The sequence below is a fragment of the Actinomadura citrea genome (assembly GCF_013409045.1).
Lineage (GTDB): Bacteria > Actinomycetota > Actinomycetes > Streptosporangiales > Streptosporangiaceae > Spirillospora > Spirillospora citrea.
This window is the reverse complement of record NZ_JACCBT010000001.1, coordinates 3,738,793-3,756,656: the sequence shown is the minus strand read 5'-3', so window position 1 is coordinate 3,756,656 and position 17,864 is coordinate 3,738,793. Positions and strand designations below refer to the sequence as shown.

General features: G+C 68.3%; 18 protein-coding genes and 2 pseudogenes. 12 read left to right on the top strand and 8 right to left on the bottom strand.

What is annotated here, in order from left to right; genetic code table 11:
- Nucleotides 1-17: 17 nt before the first annotated feature.
- Both BJ999_RS17680 and BJ999_RS17675 read right to left on the bottom strand, forming a co-directional pair.
- The gene (locus BJ999_RS17680; RefSeq protein ID WP_179834311.1) at nt 18-350 is read right to left on the bottom strand and encodes a hypothetical protein; all 333 of its coding nucleotides are present in this window, start codon (nt 348-350) and stop codon (nt 18-20) included.
- Between the two features lie 601 nt (nt 351-951).
- Nucleotides 952-1,584: a GNAT family N-acetyltransferase gene (locus BJ999_RS17675; protein ID WP_229810684.1), complete on the bottom strand. Its 633-nt coding sequence runs from the start codon at nt 1,582-1,584 to the stop codon at nt 952-954.
- Nucleotides 1,585-1,729: 145 nt separating this feature from the next.
- Between BJ999_RS17675 and BJ999_RS17670 the strand changes: the two are divergent.
- Nucleotides 1,730-1,828 (top strand): annotated as a pseudogene (locus BJ999_RS17670) (IS5/IS1182 family transposase); the annotation flags it as partial.
- Between the two features lie 208 nt (nt 1,829-2,036).
- Here the strand turns inward: BJ999_RS17670 and BJ999_RS17665 are convergent.
- Nucleotides 2,037-2,543 (bottom strand): hypothetical protein, encoded by a 507-nt coding sequence (locus BJ999_RS17665; protein ID WP_179834310.1) that lies wholly within the window; start codon nt 2,541-2,543, stop codon nt 2,037-2,039.
- Nucleotides 2,544-3,203: 660 nt separating this feature from the next.
- On the opposite strand from BJ999_RS17665, the gene BJ999_RS44010 reads away from it, so the two are divergent.
- The 4 genes from BJ999_RS44010 to BJ999_RS17650 all read left to right on the top strand — a co-directional run bounded on the left by BJ999_RS44010 (nt 3,204) and on the right by BJ999_RS17650 (nt 4,388).
- Nucleotides 3,204-3,842 (top strand): helix-turn-helix domain-containing protein, encoded by a 639-nt coding sequence (locus BJ999_RS44010; protein WP_373292886.1) that lies wholly within the window; start codon nt 3,204-3,206, stop codon nt 3,840-3,842.
- Complete coding sequence (locus tag BJ999_RS17655; RefSeq protein ID WP_179831322.1) at nt 3,787-3,966, top strand: hypothetical protein; 180 nt, start codon at nt 3,787-3,789, stop codon at nt 3,964-3,966. Before BJ999_RS44010 ends, BJ999_RS17655 begins: the two co-directional genes overlap by 56 nt.
- Nucleotides 3,967-4,029: 63 nt before the next feature.
- A complete protein-coding gene (locus BJ999_RS43000) occupies nt 4,030-4,158 on the top strand; it encodes a hypothetical protein (protein ID WP_268247869.1) in 129 nt (42 codons plus the stop codon).
- Nucleotides 4,155-4,388: a hypothetical protein gene (locus BJ999_RS17650; protein WP_179834308.1), complete on the top strand. Its 234-nt coding sequence runs from the start codon at nt 4,155-4,157 to the stop codon at nt 4,386-4,388. Before BJ999_RS43000 ends, BJ999_RS17650 begins: the two co-directional genes overlap by 4 nt.
- An 80-nt stretch (nt 4,389-4,468) precedes the next feature.
- Here the strand turns inward: BJ999_RS17650 and BJ999_RS17645 are convergent, their stop codons facing one another.
- The 5 genes from BJ999_RS17645 to BJ999_RS17625 form a co-directional block, all read right to left on the bottom strand.
- A complete protein-coding gene (locus tag BJ999_RS17645) occupies nt 4,469-4,669 on the bottom strand; it encodes a hypothetical protein (protein WP_179834307.1) in 201 nt (66 codons plus the stop codon).
- A gap of 96 nt (nt 4,670-4,765) precedes the next feature.
- Nucleotides 4,766-5,200, bottom strand: a complete 435-nt coding sequence (locus BJ999_RS17640; RefSeq protein ID WP_179834306.1) for a hypothetical protein — start codon at nt 5,198-5,200, stop codon at nt 4,766-4,768.
- A 101-nt stretch (nt 5,201-5,301) separates the two neighbouring features.
- The gene (locus BJ999_RS17635; RefSeq protein WP_179834305.1) at nt 5,302-5,490 is read right to left on the bottom strand and encodes a hypothetical protein; all 189 of its coding nucleotides are present in this window, start codon (nt 5,488-5,490) and stop codon (nt 5,302-5,304) included.
- Nucleotides 5,491-6,086: 596 nt separating this feature from the next.
- A complete protein-coding gene (locus BJ999_RS17630; protein WP_179834304.1) occupies nt 6,087-6,260 on the bottom strand; it encodes a hypothetical protein in 174 nt (57 codons plus the stop codon).
- Nucleotides 6,261-7,187: 927 nt separating this feature from the next.
- Nucleotides 7,188-8,534: a tyrosine-type recombinase/integrase gene (locus BJ999_RS17625; protein WP_338070781.1), complete on the bottom strand. Its 1,347-nt coding sequence runs from the start codon at nt 8,532-8,534 to the stop codon at nt 7,188-7,190.
- 516 nt (nt 8,535-9,050) lie between these two features.
- Here BJ999_RS17625 and BJ999_RS17620 point away from each other — a divergent pair.
- The 7 genes and pseudogenes from BJ999_RS17620 to BJ999_RS17590 all read left to right on the top strand — a co-directional run.
- Nucleotides 9,051-9,200 (top strand): annotated as a pseudogene (locus BJ999_RS17620) (transposase); the annotation flags it as partial.
- Between the two features lie 284 nt (nt 9,201-9,484).
- Nucleotides 9,485-9,970 carry a S8/S53 family peptidase gene (locus BJ999_RS17615; RefSeq protein ID WP_179834303.1) on the top strand — a complete coding sequence of 162 codons (486 nt, stop codon included), beginning with the start codon at nt 9,485-9,487 and terminating at the stop codon, nt 9,968-9,970.
- On the top strand, nt 9,960-11,153 hold the full coding sequence (locus BJ999_RS17610; protein WP_179834302.1) for an acyl-CoA dehydrogenase family protein: 1,194 nt from the start codon (nt 9,960-9,962) through the stop codon (nt 11,151-11,153). The genes BJ999_RS17615 and BJ999_RS17610 overlap by 11 nt, the downstream gene beginning before the upstream one ends.
- Before the next feature lie 83 nt (nt 11,154-11,236).
- Entirely contained in the window at nt 11,237-12,466 is a 1,230-nt protein-coding gene (locus BJ999_RS17605; protein WP_179834301.1) for an 8-amino-7-oxononanoate synthase family protein, read from the top strand.
- Complete coding sequence (locus BJ999_RS17600; protein WP_179834300.1) at nt 12,466-13,722, top strand: ATP-grasp domain-containing protein; 1,257 nt, start codon at nt 12,466-12,468, stop codon at nt 13,720-13,722. The genes BJ999_RS17605 and BJ999_RS17600 overlap by 1 nt, the downstream gene beginning before the upstream one ends.
- Nucleotides 13,722-14,987, top strand: a complete 1,266-nt coding sequence (locus tag BJ999_RS17595) for an MFS transporter (RefSeq protein WP_179834299.1) — start codon at nt 13,722-13,724, stop codon at nt 14,985-14,987. Before BJ999_RS17600 ends, BJ999_RS17595 begins: the two co-directional genes overlap by 1 nt.
- A 473-nt stretch (nt 14,988-15,460) precedes the next feature.
- Nucleotides 15,461-17,410: a hypothetical protein gene (locus tag BJ999_RS17590; protein ID WP_229810683.1), complete on the top strand. Its 1,950-nt coding sequence runs from the start codon at nt 15,461-15,463 to the stop codon at nt 17,408-17,410.
- Nucleotides 17,411-17,864: the final 454 nt, after the last annotated feature.

Genomic DNA, 17,864 nt, shown 5'->3' with positions numbered 1-17,864 from the left:
GGCCCCCGGCCGACCGGTCAAGGGAGCCGATGCCGCAACTCCTGAGCCAGCTCATCGAGTCTGTCGATGCTGCGCGCCGCCGCCTGGGCGTACCAGCGAAGCTGCTCGACCAGCTCACCGGAATTCAACGCCGCAACAGCCTGATTGAGATTCACACCGACCCGCTGCACCTGCCCGGCAGCGAACAACACCGCCGCCAGCGCCTCCCGCAGCACGGCGTACTCCGAAACCACCCGTCCCTGCGCCGCCGCCAAACTCGCCTGCGCAGCGAACGCCCCCAACGCCAACCCCTCGTCCGCCGCCGCGGCCGCCAAAACGGCATACTCCTGCTCCGACAGCGCGATCCTCACCGACCGACTCCGCTGCGGCGACCGAACCGAACGCCGCCTCCGCGGCACCCCCGAACCCGACCCCGACTTGCCGCTCTCGACCGTATGCCCCACCCCCTTGAGGATCGCGCCCGATCCCTCCGCCCTGGCTGGACCGCGCCCGGTCCAGCCACACAAGTGAACGTTGCCTATTACTTGCTCCACCACGGCGAAACAAGGCGAGACAGAGACGCTTCGCGGCACACGCCGCCTCCCCGGACCGCGGTCCCCCGAAGCGAGCGCTGCTCGCCGTGGCGCAGCCACACCACGCCGCGCACCTCGCAGGCGACCAACAAAAGGCAACCCATGCCAAGTGCAGCGCCTAAAGTTGCTCGCACTTCATCTTGGACTGGCCACAGAGCAATCGCCACCTTGGCTCTCGGCGCGCCGCGACTTCACCATTCCCACCTTTAATGCGTAGGTTGGGCGGGTCTTTGCGGTAGATACCCAGATGGGCGGCGATTTGCGCGATCGACCGGTTGGACTCCAGCATGTCCGCGTCCTCGCGGTGCTCGTGTTGAGCGCGGAGTCCGCGTCGACGTGGTGGCGAAATTGTTGCCGGTGAGCACTCGGGCGGCACGGGTCAGTGGATCTGTCGAGCCATGAAGATCGCTTGCTCGCCGGCCGACTCGGTGGCGTCGTAGAGCCTGGTGTCCAGCCCGCAGAAGGCGAAGCCCATCCGCAGGTAGGCGCTGATCGCGGGGGCGTTGATGTTGCTGACCTCAAGCCATACATGCCCGGCCCCCCGCTCTTCGGCGAAGCCGAAGGCGTGGCTCATCAAGGTTCGTCCCAGACCCTTCTCCCTCCACACTGGTGCGACCTGGATGTCGCAGATGGTCAGGCGCCTGTTCCATGGTTCGAAGGAGCTCTCTACGAACCCGCACAGTTCGTCTCTGTTGCAGGCGACCACCGTCTGGCTCAACTCGGGATCGCGGTCGTCCTTGGTGTCCTCATCGGCTGGGAAGACCTCGTGGATGGGAGGGGTCACGGGAATCTGGCGAAGCGTGAAGCCGTCGCCCGTTTCGACCACTTCGAACACAGAATCTGTTGTGAACGACCCATCGAGCTTCGCCAAGACCCGATCGTCCTCGGGTCGAGCAAGCCGATAGGTGATGGTGCCCTGCACGCCGAACGCTGTCGGATCGTTCGCAGTCCTCTTCATGATCGACAACCTACTGCCGTCCAAGCAGAAGGCTTCGTCCCGTTGCAGTGCCATGAGCAACATCCGACCGCTCAGTGTCATCGAGTCCGCGCGTTCCCACCCCGCGCGCATCACTCCACTCGGCGAAACGCCGGCGCACGATAGGGCCAAACGGCCCGGACACCGACGGCCTCTGCTGCCGTATACCCGGTAATCGCCACGCGCGAACGCCCAGCTCAAGTCATGGCGAATCCTGCGGAAGCTGCGCTGCTGCCCCCACCGCGCCGGCCGCCTCGCCAAAGCCATCCACACTCTGTAACTCCGCGAGGCCTCATCACGCCAAAAAGGCTCAGCGCACCGTCTCGGGATGGCGCCCGTTGTGGTGCGCTCAGAACGGCGCTCAGCCACTCGGCGCCTTCCATCTGCGTCCAGCCGTCCTGGCGCTCCGGGCATATGCCCACATCAAAGTGTTAATCGCAAGTAGTCTACGGAACCGCACGCTCAATTGGCCCCCGACCTTGAACGGGCTAGCCGCAGAGGTTGGCATTTTCCGCTGAAGGAGAGCCCGCCCATCTGGCCCCGGTGCGCCAAACCGACGCGATGCTCTGAATTTCGAGAAATTCCATGCAGGCTTGTCCGATGTCCTCGTTGAAGACGGCGAGCATCCGGATGTGGTGGTGACCGTCGGGATAGTGGAAGTGGCGGTAGAACAGCAACTGGCCCAAGGCCTCGCGGACTGCTGCGGCGACGTGGCCGCGGTGGACCGTTTTCACCTCGATTAGCCACTCGGTGTCGCCAGCAACCACGACCATGTCCCGCGGATGTACATGGGTGTTGGGCTGCAAGCCACACTGCTTCTGCAGGAAGTGGCCGTAGTCGCGAACGACGGTCTCGTGCCTTCGAGACTTCACCAGCACACCAAGGACCTGCGTAATCTGCACGTCACCCAGATCAATACCACTGCCCTGTGCGATTTGATTCTGCTTCCAGCATTGCAATTCAGCAACCGAATACTGCTCAGGGTGGTCGTCCACCCACTTGTGGTGCATAAGACAAAGCAGCAGAAGATTTGACTCCGTGTCAATTAGCGCCGGATCCCAAGTAGGATCATACCTGGGGCCGCTCACACTACTCGAGCGAATGTGAGCAATTTCGACATTGACACTCAACACTCCACGATGTTCAGCGATAAGAAGGTGGCTACATCCGGGATAGGCGCACCGATTCGCTCTACCGAACAGAACCTTGCACAGGGTCCGACTGGGGGTGAACGCGCTCACGCCAGTATCTTAGCCCTGATCGCCAGTCCGAGATCGCAACTTGGAGCAGGTCAAAATACCTGGCGACGCCACGGCAAACACCGATCCCAGCGCACCGTCCACTCGCCCAACCGCCAGAGTGTCGGTTAGGAGAGACTGTGTCCTCCGCCCTCGGCAAAGCGTTGTTGCCTCGGTTGCCGCCTCGCACGGGTGGGTGACCAACTGAGTGACAACATCACCGCACGACGATGGACTTTCATGGACAGTCACGCACCTGTCGTGCGCGGCCGGATACGTCCAATACAGGAGGGTGGCACCTATGAAATGCCTGGGGGCAAGGAGCCTTTTCCACCACGTCTGTGGGTGGGGTGATCACAGCATGATCGCGGGCGGCGCGGCAGGTCCTGAAACATGAAGAACCCCTGGTAGGACGGGGTGACCTCTCACACCCCTCCGCCCCACCAGGGACTTCAAATACTTCGCTATCGTTCTTCGCTGCCGTTGTCGCATCAGACGCTGCCGTACGTGACCGGCGTCGTCGGTCGGCATCGCGAGCAGACCGGCAGCAAGGGCCGGGCCCTACCAGCGGGTATGCAGGCACTGATGACGCTGGCGTACCTGAAGAACGGGGAGACGATCGCGCAGCTCGGTGCAGGGTTCGGGGTTGGGACCACCACTACCTGGCGCTACGTCAACGAGACGGTGGCGCTACTGTCGGCCGGAACTACCCGAGGTCCCCAGCTCGACAGGCTTGAAATGCGTCCAGGCGGAGCGGGCGGCCGAGATCCTCGGCGTGTCCGGGCGATGGGGCAGAGAACGGAGAGCAGGGTGAGCGACAGGACCGACCGGCCGCGCCGACACGGCGAGGACACCTGGACGGAGACGACGGGCCGGGTCACCACGAAGACCGCACCGCCAGTGGCGGGCGCTCCTCGAAGCAGGCGAGACCACCGAACGCTTCATAGAGTCCCTCGCCTCCATCTACCCGCCCGCGGCCGAGGCCCGCGCCTCGTCCCCCGTGGCGAGGGCCTCGGCCGAGGGCCCGGCGGAACTCCTCGCCGCCGCGCTCGATGACCCGGCCGCCCTCGAAGCGTCCGATCGGGCTTACTCGCGCGCCGCTGGCTACGTCGACTTCGAATCGGGGTTGCGGGCCGCGGTGATGGACGCCGGGCGGGTGAAGATCGAGTGGGACGCGTGAGCGCAGGAAGCCGCCGCGCGACAGGCCCGAGCCTCCGCCACGTCGGCGAGGTCCCCGCAGAACATGGCCGACGACGAACTGTTTGAGGTCGCGTTCGGAGAGGGTAACCGGCGCCGTGAGAAGCTCTGGGCCTCCCAGCGCCGCGGCGGCGCCGTCCTCAGCAACCACTGGGACGGGCGGCCGCGGCGGTGAGCGCCACCGACATGACCAAGCAGCCGACCCGCTTCCGCGTCACGACCATGGGCATGTATGTGCTGGTCACCACTCGCGCAGGGATCGGGTCCACGCTCACCGGCAAGCCCGCGCCGTGCCCGTTCTCGCCGGGGATGATCCCCCCGGACGACGTTCCGGCCGAGCAGATCCGGCACCTAGTCGACTCGGGGATGGTCGAGGACATCGGGCCCGCGCTGGCCGAGGACTGACCATCCCGCGCACGCCTCCCCCTCGTGACGATGCGGCCCCCGTCACGAGGGCCGAGACATGCCCAGGGGCGACCGGGAGGCTACGCGTCGCCGCGCTGCTCCCGCTCGTACTGGCTCACGGCTTCGTTCCACTCCTCCGCGCCCAGGACGTGCTGACAGCTACTGGCACAGTCCCACGTCAGCGGGAGCCTGCGAATGACCTGACCGCCCTGCCCGCGAACTTCCTTGTAACTGGTCGGACGCATCGTTTCCCGGCACGCCGGGCATGTGTTGGTGTCCATGGTCGGGACGGTAGCGACGTCGCCCCCATAGTGTCGCGATCATGCCTGTTGGTGCTTACACCGACGCGCTGCAACTGAGTCAGGGGGACGGCGACCTCAGCCGGTCTTCTCCGTGTGCTCATTCCACGTGCCGAGCTTCGAGCGCCACACGACCCGCACCTGTACCTGTGACTCCCTCTCCAGCTTCTCCAACTCGGCCTGGCGTGCCATCGCTTGGTCCTTGAGCTTCTTCCCCCGCTCCCAGTCCGCCATGATCTTTTCCCTCGCCGCGCCCAGCAGTGGGTTCAGCTCTGGGGGATCGTCGGGGAAGCCCTCGAACATGCTCGCCGGCACCGTGGTGGGCTCGGCCTGGCCAGCGGCTCGGCGAGGCAGCCGCACGCGCACATGCTCCCCTTCCGCGACCTTCCTGGCGGTCCCCGATTCCAATTCCATGGTGGTCCACATCTCGACGAGCACTTTAAAAGCGGGATCGTGACCGACGTTGACGACGTCGAAGACGCCTTCCTCGACGCGCTCGACCTGCCATTTCACGTCCGAACGCTCGCGCGCACGCCGGTGCGCCAGGTAGGTCAGTCAGAGTGTGGGGCCGGCGAAGGCGACCGAGGCGGCGAGGGTGGCGGCCTCGCCAAGGGTCATGACTCCTCGCCGCGCTGCTCCGCGAGGTGCTCGGCGAACTTCGCCATGAAGTCGTTCTCACTGCCCGGCGCGGTCCAGCCGCACGGACAACCGACGGTGCCCGCCTTCACCAGCTGCCCGGTGCGCTGGTCGATGACGGTCCGCTTGGGGGTGAAATGCGTTTCGTGGTGCGACGCTTCGCTCATGGCGCGGCAGGCTACACGCGCGGTCGGACATTCCCGCGCCCGCTTACGCCGCGCGCGCCAGCGGGCACCCTGGCAGTGCGCCCCTGGCGTTCGGCTGCGCATGTAGTTGCACACTCAACCATCTGGATGATCATGCGCGAGGGTGTGCGTCCGCCCGTCACACCCCCACCCGGATGCCCGTCACGCGCCCGCCATGCGTACGCGCCGTGCTCGTCACGGTCGACCGGGAGTGACCGTCACGGGTCGTCAACCTGTGTCACGGACCCACGGTTATGCGCCGTCAAACGGCACCTGACCTGTATCCTCATCCCCCGGCCCCCGCCCGTGACGCCCAGGCCGTCACAGGCCGGATCGAACTACACGCCGCGTGCAGTTTCCTGGACATGGTAGCGCGCCGAGCGGGGGAGGCCCGACGTGGAACCAAGACGGGTGACCACCCCTTCGCAGGGTATGGGTACAGTTAGCAACGTCAGGGTAGGTAACCGAGCGTCGCAATAGACGCTGATCTGCTCAAATGGCATAAGAAGGGCCTTCTGCGAGTCTCGCCAGATCGCCACAGAAGGCCCCTCTCCGGGAGGCCCCGAGCCGCCACCTCGTCAGAGGTACGCTTCGGGGCCTTCGCCGTCCCGCAGCTCCCGCCACAGCCGGGCGGCGCCCACACCTAGCCGCCCAAGCCCGGAGAAGGCGATCACCTTCTGACAGACCGAGGCCTCGGCAGTGGCGGGCCGCGCGCGGTGCTTGCGACGTGCGAAGAATCTGCGAATCAGCATGTCCCGGTCACCTCCCTTCTCCGGCATGTGGGCCGGCGCCGAGCCCGCAGACCGAGAGAGAGGCGATGTGCTTACGGTATATGTCTCAGACCCCCCTCCAACGACGCCTGCCAAGGCACCCAAGGTCCCGTGCTACCCTCTGATGGCACGCGCGCGCGTGCGCATGCGCGCGCGTGTGTGCGCGCTCGCACATTGCCAGCTGGCCGAGTCTGGCCACTGGCGTCTAGTGAGATGAACAGCCACACGCCGCATTCCCGGACGTCCCGCCCTTCACCCGAGCCCGCCAGTGACTGCGATAGTCGACCGGGGCGAAGGCCCGTGAACAGCCATTGCGCCCTACGACGACTCTGTGGCAGCAGTCCCTGATCGTCACCGACGAACAAGGACGAGCACCCCTGGCGCATAGAAGAACTGTGGCCCTAACACGCCTGTCGACGCCGAAAACAGTGGAGCCTCTTTCACGCAATGCGATTTCACGTGATTGAGGGATGCGGACAGGCTCGACGATGCGACCGATCCTGAATGGGCGGCACCGCCGCCTACAGAGGACCACCATGCCTTGAGCATTACTCTCCCGCTTGGTCACCCAACGCGGGCTTATCCTGGCATCATTCCAAACGTTTGCGGAGGCGTTCCCGCGCGCTCATTACCCCCGGACACCCGTGCCTTATTAACTCGTCTTTAGCTCGATGACAGTGGTACGGGGTGTCATGTAGCCCTATTGTCTGGCATCGAAATAGGACTGTACGTCGACCGAACGGTACCGGGCGACGTCAGATTAGCGGGTCTATTACGAGAGCAACGGGCTCTTAGTCCAGAGGTTGCGCAACCCTAGCGTCTCCGCAGGATGACACCGACAGATCAGGCGATTCGCTTCCAGTTTGGCGCCTCATTGCCCCAGCCGCTTCGACTGGAATACCTAGTTTGTCAGTCGGTGCGGCGGCGGCTGCGGATTTTGTCGAAGGCGGCGAGGGCGGTGTCGTCGGCGTCATCGAGGGTGTGCAGGTAGCGCTCGGTGGTGGAGATGGATCCGTGGCCGAGGCGTTCCTTGACGACCTGGAGGTCGGCGCCGCCGGCCAGGAGCCAGGATGCGTGGGCGTGGCGGAGGTCGTGGATGCGGACCTTGGCGTCCAAGTCGGCTTTCTTGAGGGCAGGCTTCCAGATCCGGTTGCGGAACCAGTTGGCGGGGACGTGGCCGTCGGTCTCGCGGCGGCGGGGTTCGCGGGGGTTGTCCTTGCCGTGGGATCGGCGGCGGGCCCGGTATTCGGCGAAGGCGCGCCTGCAGTGGTCACAGCGGCACTTGGCGGCGTTGTAGGCGCTTAGCGTGCCGTGACGGTACCTGCGCCCCTTGGCGTTCTCTTCGGTCCAGCCGAGTGCTTCGGGGTCGAGAGGGGCTGGTCGCTCCTGGGCCGTGGTTTCCGGCTGGTAGACGAACAGGAGCCCGTCTGTGCCGAGTTTCTCTTCGATGATGTGGTCTTCGAGTTTGGCTACGATCTGGTCGCTGAGCTTGAAGCGGCGCCACTCTTTGTCTTTGGGGTAGTCCTTGACCAGGAAGCGTTTGCCCTCGGGGTGGAACTTCGGGTTGAGCTCCACTACGACGCGGCTGACCGTCAGGAGGCGGGAGCGGGTTTTGAGGTCGCGGCCGCGGAGTTCGGTGAGTTCGCCCCAGCGCAGGCCGGTTTCGATGGCGGTTTCGACGAGGAGTTTGGAGTCGGCGTCCGGGAGGGCGTGGTAGAGGTCGTCGAACTGCTCTGGGCTGATGATTTCCAGCGGCTTTTCGGGGACAGTGGGGGTGCGGACTCCTTTGCAGGGGTGGATGTAGGTGACCTGGTCGTTCAGGGCGGTGGTGAAGATGGCGCTGAGGACGACCTTGTTGTAGCGGATGGTGGCGGCGGAGACGCCGTTCTTCTTCATCTGCCTGATCCAGGCGCGGACGTGCTCGGGGAGGATGTCCATCATCCGCATCGCGCCGAACTCGGGCATGACGTGCTTGTAGATCGAGTAGTGGTAGCTCTGCATGGTGGTCGGCTCGACCTCGTGGTTGGGCAGCCAGGTCTCCTCGACGTACTTCTTGAAGGTCTGCCGGCCTCGCTTGAGGTTGAGGTCCCTGCCCTTGCCGACCTCGACCTCGGCGCGCTGCCAGGCCCTGTCGGCCTCCTTCTTGGAGGAGAAGGTCCCGGCCGATGTGATCTTGCCTTTGAGGTCTTCGTAGCAGGCGGTGTAGCGCGGCTTGCCGTGGCGGTCGGTGCGTTTGAACGCGTACCCCAACGTCACTCCCCCGAATGATCGTTTGTTAGTCGCTCGTTAGTGGACTCTGCCCCACGGGGCGGGATCCAGGATGACTGCACGTCACTCACTTTAGGCCTCTGACCTGCATGTTCTCATGGATTCAACGGATCGCAAAGGAGGCGGGATGAATGCTTTTTGGGCACTGGAGGTCAAGGGGTCGTGGGTTCAAATCCCGCCGTCCCGACAAGAAGTACCAGCTCAGAGGCCGTTTCTCCACCACGGAGAACCGGCCTCTTGTTCGTTAGCTAGCCGTGCGTCAGCGGACCGAGCCGTCTCCCCCCGGCACCCGAACGGTTCACACAGGACCAGAAGACCCGAGAACCGCCGGCGCGCCCTTTCCCTGTGTTCAACCGAGCCAAGCCGAGCCATCAGGCCTCCAGGCCGCCGCAGGTACCAGGTGCGTCGCCCAACTCCAGCGACCGCTCGGCCGAGGGGCCGGATCCGCATACCCGGCCCCGGACGGCCAGTGCTCACGTTTTCCCAGCGTCCCCGGCCTCTCGACTTGATCAGGACGCCGTTCGTGCCGCTCTGACCAGCGATTACCACAACGGCGAGACCGAGGGTGTCAACACCAAGACCAAGCTGATCAAGAGACAGATGTACGGCCGAGCAGGCTTCCGGCTCCTTCGCCACCGCATCCTCCTCGGATAGGCCTCACCCTCCGACACCACCGAAAGAGCGACAGAGCCGGTAACTGGACACACCCGCTCCTTGGGTGGAACGAGATGGAACGGGATGGAACGCCCTTGGTATGGGGCGATGGCCGCCCGGCGACCGCCGGGCATCGCTCCAAGGAGGGCGCGATGAGACCGATGCGGACTTCACGGAGACGGTGCAGGTCGGCGGTGATGGCCGCCCCTCGAGGGGGCAGTGCGGACATGTCCAAGCTTGAGGCTTTATGTCCGCCGTCCAGCGAACACATGGGGTGTATGTCGATGGTCCACACCGACATGGGGCAGGGGGCCCACCTCGCGCCGGGCGCCACGCCGCCCGGGTGCGGGCCGGCCGATCTGAACTGCGCCTACAAGTTGCCCACGACGACGTACGACCCCGGACATGGCCCGAGGGGCGCGATTGTGGATGCCTTCGATGACCCGGTCGCCGAAGACGACCTCGCGGTGTACCGCGCGCAGTACGGCCTGTCGCCGTGCATGACTGCCGACAACTGCTTCCCCAAGATCAAGTTGCGGGGTCCCAACCGGGAACTCCCGAGCACGGACTCGGCCTGGATCGGGGAGATCTGCCTGGATCTGGACATGGCCGGGGCCACCTGCCCAGATTGCAGCATTCTCGCTGGTCGAAGCCACCGACAACACGGCTCCGGCAGACCCTGGCCTCGCCACAAGGCTCACGATCACCCCCATGCGCCCGTCAGCGGTTGCCCGGCGTGCGTGGACAGGAGGGCCGGCCATGACCGGTGAGGCGATCGACACCTGGCTTCAGCCGGTGCGTCCGGTCCTGGATCCCACGGACCAGGTCGACTGGGACCGACTGGCGGCCCTGGAGACCGAACTGGACGAGATGCTCGCCATCCACTCTGTCGACCTGCCGGACGGACCCGAGCGCTCGCGTCGACTCATGGCCGTCCGGCTGGCGATGGTGGAACGCGGTTTCCTGGACTCCATGAGCTCGCCTCTGTTCGGGGTCCTCGCGCAGTTCGTCTGCGGCTACCGGGACGTCGACCTGCGGGACGCGGTGACGCTCGGCTACGGCAGGCTGATCACCCAGCACGGACGCCCCGCGCTCCGCGAGCGGTGGGGATCGTGCCTGGCGGCCGGCGCGCTCGTGGGCGTCGCCATCACCGAGCCGCACGGCGGTTCCCGGCCGGCCGCCGCGCGGACCCGCGCCACGCCCGGCCCGGACGGGACGTGGCTGGTCAGCGGCCGCAAGACGTGGATCAGCCGACTCGACGAGGCCTCGGTGTTCGTGGTGTTCTTCCAGGCCCCGGAGGGCGGCCTGGTCGCAGCGGCGATCGACGCCGCCGAGCCGGGCCTGTACCGCGAGCCCGTGTCGCCGGCGGGCCTGGCCGGGTGGACGTGGGGGGTTCTGGACCTGGACGCCGTGCCCGTCCACCCCGATTGCGACGTCCTGCGCGGCGACGGAATGTCCCTGCTGCGCAGGCATTTCACCGCCTACCGGCCGCTGGTGACCGCCACGGCGCTCGGCGCGGCCGCGGCCGTGTTCGACACCGCCAGCACCCATCTCACGTACCGGAGAAGCAGCGGGGACCTGCCCCGACTGCGCGACTCCGCACTGGTGGCCCTCGGCCGGACGCACGCCCAGCTGACGACCGCGCTGCTGGGCACCGCCGTCGCCGCGCGGCTGGCGCACGCCGAGGCCGACTGGGCCGAGCAGTGGGGCTGGGAGATGAAGGCGCACGGCGTCGATACCGCCTGCCAGGCCGCCACCGAGCTCGCACAGCTGCTCGGGGCCTCGGGATACCGGGCCGACTCGCCGGTCGCCAAGGCCCGCCGCGACCTGGGCGCGCTGCAGTTCGCCGACGGCATCCACGACTCCCTCTACCGCAGCTCCGGTAAGCGCCACACGACTCCGCGGCCGGCGATGACTGAACCCCCGCTGCCGCCCCTGGCCAGGTCGGCGTGACCGCACCCCACCCGCGGGCACGCCGGGGTCCCCGCACGCCCGGCGCGGCTGCTTCCGCACCATCCAAGGAGACCAAGAGCACCATGCATCAGTTCCTCAACCTCAAGAAGTCCGTGCGCATCAGCACCGAGTTCTGGGACGTCACAGAGAAGGCAGGACTGTTCGGCGTCACGGTGGACGGGATCGGCGACGGCAGGCACCGCGTGCTCGCCGACGGCCACGAGTTCGTCAACATGTCGTCCTACTCCTATCTCGGCCTCGACACCCACCCCGGGCTCGTCCGGGCCGCGGCCGACGCCGTGCTCGCCCAGGGGGCCCTCAACACCTCGGCCTCGCGCCTGAGGCTCCATTTCGGCGTGCTGCAGGACGCCGAGGCCGCGCTGTCGGACCTGTTCGGCGTCGAGGCGATCACGGTCAACTCCTGTGCCCTAGCGGCGTGGACGAGCCTGCCGCTGGTGGCCTCGGGTCTGCTCACCGACGGGGTCCCGCCGCTGATGGTGTTCGACAAGAACGCCCACTTCTGCATGAACGCGATGAAGCCGAGCGTGGCCGACGAGGCGGAGATCATCACGATCCGGCACAACGACGTCGAGGCGCTGGAGGACCTGTGCCGCCGGCACCGGCAGGTCGCGTACGTGGCCGACGGTGTGTACAGCACCGGCGGCGTGGCCCCGATCGCCGAGTTGCTGCGCCTGCAGGAGAGGTACGGCCTGTTCCTGTTCTTCGACGAGGCGCACAGCACCTCCACCGTCGGGCGGAACGGGCGCGGCGTGGTGCTGGAGACGATGGACGGGTTCAACGACCGCACGCTGATCATCACCTCGCTGAACAAGGGGTTCGGCGCATCCGGTGGCGCGGTCTTCCTCGGCCGCCGCGGCGCGCGGGAGTGGGTCGACATCGCGCTGCGCAGTGCCGCCCCGCTGATGTGGTCGCAGCGGATCAACACCGCGGGGCTCGGCGCCGTGCTCGCCTCGGCCGAGCTGCACCGGAGCGCCGAGCTAACCGGGCTGCAGGACCGGTTGCAGGCCAACATTGACCTTTTCGACGGCCTGGTCGACACCGCCGAGCGCGGCGACGGGCTGCCGATCCGGTTCGTGCAGGTCGGCTCCGAGGCGGGGACGGTCGAGCTGGCGCAGGACCTGATGCGCGCCGGCTACTTCGTTTCGCCGATCTTCTTCCCGGTCATCGGCCGGGGCCGGGCGGGCCTGCGCGTGATGCTGCGCTCGAACATGACGGCCGAGGAGATCGAGGGGTTCTGCGGGCTGGTCAACAGTCTGGGGCGGCGCGAGTCGGCCGGGGCGGGGGCGGCGTGATGAAGCCGACCCTGTTGTTCGTCGCCGGCGCCCGCGCCCTTCCCTTCAGCGTGAACATGGCCGAGGCGGTGCTCGCGCAGACCGCCGCGCGCGGGATCCGCACGATCGTCACCACCACCGCGCCCGTCCTGGCGGCCACGCCCTCGATCGTCGCCGCGGCCGATGAGGCCTCGGTCGTGGGCTACACCGATCCGCGGGAGAACGCGGAGTGGGCGCGGCGGCGCGTCGCGGCCGGGGAGCGCATCGCGGCGGTGTTCGCGCTGCTGGAGATGGCCCAGGTCGCGGCGGCCGAGACGGCGGCGGCCATCGGCGTGCCGGGCAACCCGCCCGAGGTGATCCGCCGGATCCGCACCAAGGACGCGTGCCGGACGGCGCTGGCCGCGGCGGGGTTCGCCCAGCCCGCCGTGCGGCTGTGCGCGAACGCGGCCGACGCGGAGGACTTCATGCGGGACGCCCCGGGTCCGTGGATCGTCAAGCCGCGCGACGCCATGGGCAGCATCGGGGTGAGCCTGGTCTCCTCGGCCGCCGACCTGCCCGCGGCGCTGGCGCTGCTGCCGGACGCGGGCACGTTCCTGATCGAGGAGTTCGTGCCCGGGACGGAGTTCAGCATCGAGGGGATCTTCCTGGACGGTCAGCCGCACTTCCTGGCCGTCACCACGAAGGAGAAGACCTCCCCACCGCTCTTCGTCGAGACCGCGCACGCCGTGCCCGCGGACCTGCCCGAGCCCCAGCGTGAGGAGGTCGAGGAGGTGGTGTCCGCCGCGCTCCTCACCCTGGGTCTGCGCGTCGGGGCCTTCCACGTCGAGTTCTGGCTGACGCCGGGCGGCGTCGTCCTCGGCGAGGTGCACGGCCGCCTCGGCGGCGACTGGCTCTACCTGATGCTCGAGTACGCCATCCCAGGTCTCGAGGTCTTCGGGCTGGTCATCGACGACATGCTCGGCCTGCCGCGCGCACCCGGCCCGCCCCGGCCCACCCGCGGAGCGGCGATGCGTTTCCTGACTCCGCCGCCGGGCACCCTCGTGGCGGTCGAGGGATGGGATGAGGTCCGCGCCCATCCGGCGGTACTGCACGCGGAGCTTCTGATCAGCCACGGGGCGGAGATCCCCCTGGTGCACAGCTCCCGCGACCGGGCCGCGGTCATCGTCACCGGTGCGGAGACCTCGACGCGGGCGCGCGAGATCGCCGAGGAACTCGCGCTGTCGGTCCGGTTCGTGACCGCGGCCGACGGGGCCGGGCCCGGGGGGTCGGCGTCCTGATGATCCCCAGCGTCGGCGCGCGCCGATGGGTCGCGGGAGTACTTCCGAAGGGCGGCCGCCCCGCCCGCCTGCTCGCGTTCGCCACGCTGGTGAGCACGGTCGGCTACGGGGTCTACCTCACCGCCGGGGTGCTGTACTTCACCCGGGCAGTGCACCTGCCCGCGGCCCAGGTGGGGATCGGGCTGACCCTCGCGGGCGCGCTGTCGCTGGCGGCCGGGATTCCGTTCGGTCACCTGGCCGACCGGAAGGGCGCCCGCTCGGTGTACGCGCTGACGCTGGGGTTGGGCGCGGTGTCCATGGCGGGCCTGTGCCTGGCGCGCGGCTTCTGGACGTTCCTGCTGTTCGCGAGCCTCGGCGCCGCCGCGCAGTCGGCGGGCCAGGCCGCGCGCGGCCCGCTCGTGCAGGAGTACGGCGGGGAGCGACCCGCCGAGTTCCGCGGGTACCTGCGCTCGGTCACCAACGTCGGGATCTCGGTGGGCGCGCTGCTGGCGGGCTGGGGCGTCGCCGTCGACACCCGGCACGCGTACGCGCTGCTGCTCGCGGGCAGCGCCGTGTCGTACGCGGCGTCGGCGCTGGTCGTGCTGTTCCTGCCGTACCTGACGCCGGTGCCGCGGGGCGCCGGGCGGCGATGGGCGGCGCTGCGGGACCGCCCCTATCTCGTCCTGACCGTGCTGGACGGCGTGATGGCGATCCAGTACCGGGTGCTGACCGCGGCCGTGCCGCTGTGGCTGGTGAACCGGATCCTGGCGCCGAAGTGGTCGGTGACGGTGGTGATGCTGATCAACACCGTTATCGTCGTCCTCTTCCAAGTCCGGGCGAGCCGCGGCATCACCACCCCCACCCTCGGCGGCCGCGCGTTGCGCCGCGCGGGCTTCGCCTTCCTGGTCGCCGCCGCGCTGCTCTCGCTCATGGCGGACGCCCCCCTCTGGATCGCCATGCTGCTGCTGCCGATCGCGGTGATCATCCACACGGTCGGCGAGATCTGGCAGGCCGCGGCCGGCTTCGAATTGTCCTACGCGCTGGCCCCGCGGCACGCCGTCGGCCAGTACCAGGGCCTGTTCGGCATGGGCCTCGGCCTGGGGATCACGCTCGGCCCCGCCTTGCTCATCACCCTGTGCATCGAATGGGGAGTGCCGGGATGGTGGCTCGTCGGCGGCCTGTTCGCCCTGACCGGCCTGGCCGTGCCCCCGGTCGTCCGCTGGGCCGAACGCGACCGTCCGCACCTGCGGGCCCGGACGGGAGACCTCGAGCCGACCACGTCGTAGCACCGCCGCGTCCACGCCCGGCCGCTAGCCGGCCGTTCAGTCCAGCTGATGGGCTGACTCAAACGCTCGTACTTCATTGCACGCGTCGTACCGCTACCCGACTCTCCAACCCGTTGCCATCTGCCGATCTGTGTCAGGTTAGGCGGGACAAGCTTAGCTTGCCATTTAGCGTTGATCTTCGCTTGCGGCGTTCTACCTGGGCGTTTATGGCAGATCGTCTCATAGTTGACTGTGGCGGTCTATATACGGTTTGGCGTCGGGGGGCGGGAGGGGCCGCACAGTCCGTCGGACACCCGAGGCGGCCACTTACGGCCAGTGGGTTGAACGCTCATCCACTGAACCGGCGAGGCATGCTCTGCGTGTAGAGGATGAACGCGCTCGGCATCGGTTCGAAAACCCCCGCACGACCGAGGGCCGGCTACCGCGCGGCACGGCCGTGACGGCCAACGGCGACCTGGGGGGTGCACGGGCCTGTGACGACTTCACGAGAACTGGACGTCGCTCCGGCCACGCGGGGTGACGACGCCCTCGAGTTATCTCTGGCGGCTGGGGAGCGCGCCCTGCTCGACGAGGGGGATCTGCGGACGAGCCGGATCCGGTTCGACGCGGCCTACCGCGAGGCGGAGCGCTGGGGCGACGGCCAGGGGATGGCGCGGGCGGCGTTGGGCCTCGGCGGGCTGTGGGTGCACGAGCATCGCATGGCGGCCGTCGCAGGGATGGTGCGCGCCCGGCAGCGCACCGCCCTGTCGCTGATCGACCCGCAGTCCTCCCTGGCCCTGCGGCTGCGAGTCAGGCTGGCGGCTGAGAAAGACTACGCGACCGGCGAGCACGCCTCCATCATGGCCCTGGTGGCGGAGGCCAGGCGGGCCGGCCATCCGGTGGCGCTGGCCGAAGCGCTGAGCCTCGCCCACCACTGCGTTCTCGGCCCCGAGCACGGGGCGCTGCGGCTCGAACTCGCCAGGGAGCTGATCGGCGAGGCGTCCAGGACCGGCCGCCGCGCCGACCTGCTGATGGGGCTGCTCTGGCATGTCGTCGACCTGTTCAGCAGCGCCGACCCGCACGCCGAGCGCAGCATGCGGGAACTGCGCGACCTGCTCGCCCGGCGGTCCCATCTCGCCGCCGGGGGCGTCCTCGAGTCGCTCGAAGTGATGCTCAGCATCAGGCTGGGCCGGTTCGAGGAGGCCGAGGCGCTGGCCGGCACCTGCGCGAAGCGCGGGGAGGCAACGGGCGACGTCTCCGCGACGGGCTGGTACGCGGCGCAGATCGGCACGATCCGGTGGTACCAGGGCCGCATCGCCGAGTGCCTCCCGGCGCTGACGGACCTGGTGGGCTCCCCGGTGCTCAGCCCCCTGGACAACGCCTGTTACGCGGGCCTCGCGATCGCCGCCGCCCACTCCGGTGACCGGCGGCTGGCGGCGGGGACGCTGGCCCGGCTGCGCGGCCGGGTGCAGGATGGAGCACCGCGCTCCAACACCTGGCTGTTCGCGATGTACGGGGTCGTCGAGGTCGCGCATCTCCTGGGAGACGCCGAGGCCGCGTCCCAAGCGTACGAACTGCTGAGCCCGTTCGCGGGTCTCCCGACGCTCGTGGGCCTCGGCGGAGCGTGCCTGGGCTCGGTGCACCACTCCCTGGGAGTGGCCTCGCTGACCACCGGTGACGCGGACACCGCCGTGGGGCATCTGGTCAAGGCGGTCGACGGCAACTTGGCGCTGTGGCACTGGCCGGCCGTGGTCCTGTCCCGGACGCGCCTGGGCGAGGCGCTCACTCTCCGGGACGGGCCGCGGAGCGAGGCCGCGCGGGCGTCGCTGGACCTGGCGGCACAGGAAGCGGCACAGCTGGGCATGCCGGTCCCCGCCGAGGCGTCCGGCCGGCCGGCGAAGGTGGGCCGCTCCGGCGACCGGGCGCCGGTGCTCGTATGCGAACGCCAGGGCAGGCAATGGCGCGTCGCGCTGGGCTCGCGCACCGCGCTGGTGGGGGACAGCGTGGGCATGCGGCACCTGGCCACCCTGATCAACAACCCCGGGCAGGAGATACCGGCGATCATCCTGGCGATGGGACCGGCGGCTTCCTCGGGCGACTCCGCGCCCGCCCAGCCGGTCCTGGACGACGAGGCCAAGCGCGGCTACAAGCGGCGGCTCTCGGAGCTGGACGCCGAGATCGAGGAACTCGAGTCGGCGGACCAGTTCGAGCGCGCCGCCGCCCTCAGCGCCGAACGCCGCTGGCTGATCGCCGAGCTCGCGTCCGCTTCGGGCCTCGGCGGCCGGACGCGGCGCTTCGTCGACAGCGAGGAACGGGCCCGTATCGCCGTCGGGAAAGCCATCCGGCGTGTCCTGAAGCGCATCGCCGACGCCGACGCGGGCATCGGCGCCGAGCTGCGCGCCACCGTGCAGACCGGGCTCCTCTGCTCGTACCACCCCAAATGAGAGCTCCTGCGCGACGCGCAGCCGCCCCCCGGTGCCCGCTGGGGGACGGGCACCGGGAAGACACTTCTGGCGGCTTACCGACAATGGCCGGCTGCGGGTATTATGATCAACTGGTCTTCTGCGCCTGGGGGTCAAGGGGTCGTGGGTTCAAATCCCGCCGTCCCGACAGAGTTCATGCAGGTCAGGGGCTAAACCAGAGCTTCCCTGCGGCTCCCCCCGCGGCGCTCGGGAGCCACGGGAGGAGCCCGCACCCGCGGACTCACGGCCAGAAAGCGGCTTTCATCCCGGTAGATAGATCACGTTAGCCGGAAATGCTGCACCGGGCACATGACACTCGGTCAAAAGGTCCTCCCCGGTCACGTCCATTGGAACGGTGTATCAGTCGACCTCCCGCGCGATCCACGGCTGGGCGAACTGAGGGCGCGAGTGAGCGGGGTGCGCGGATAGTGGGGGC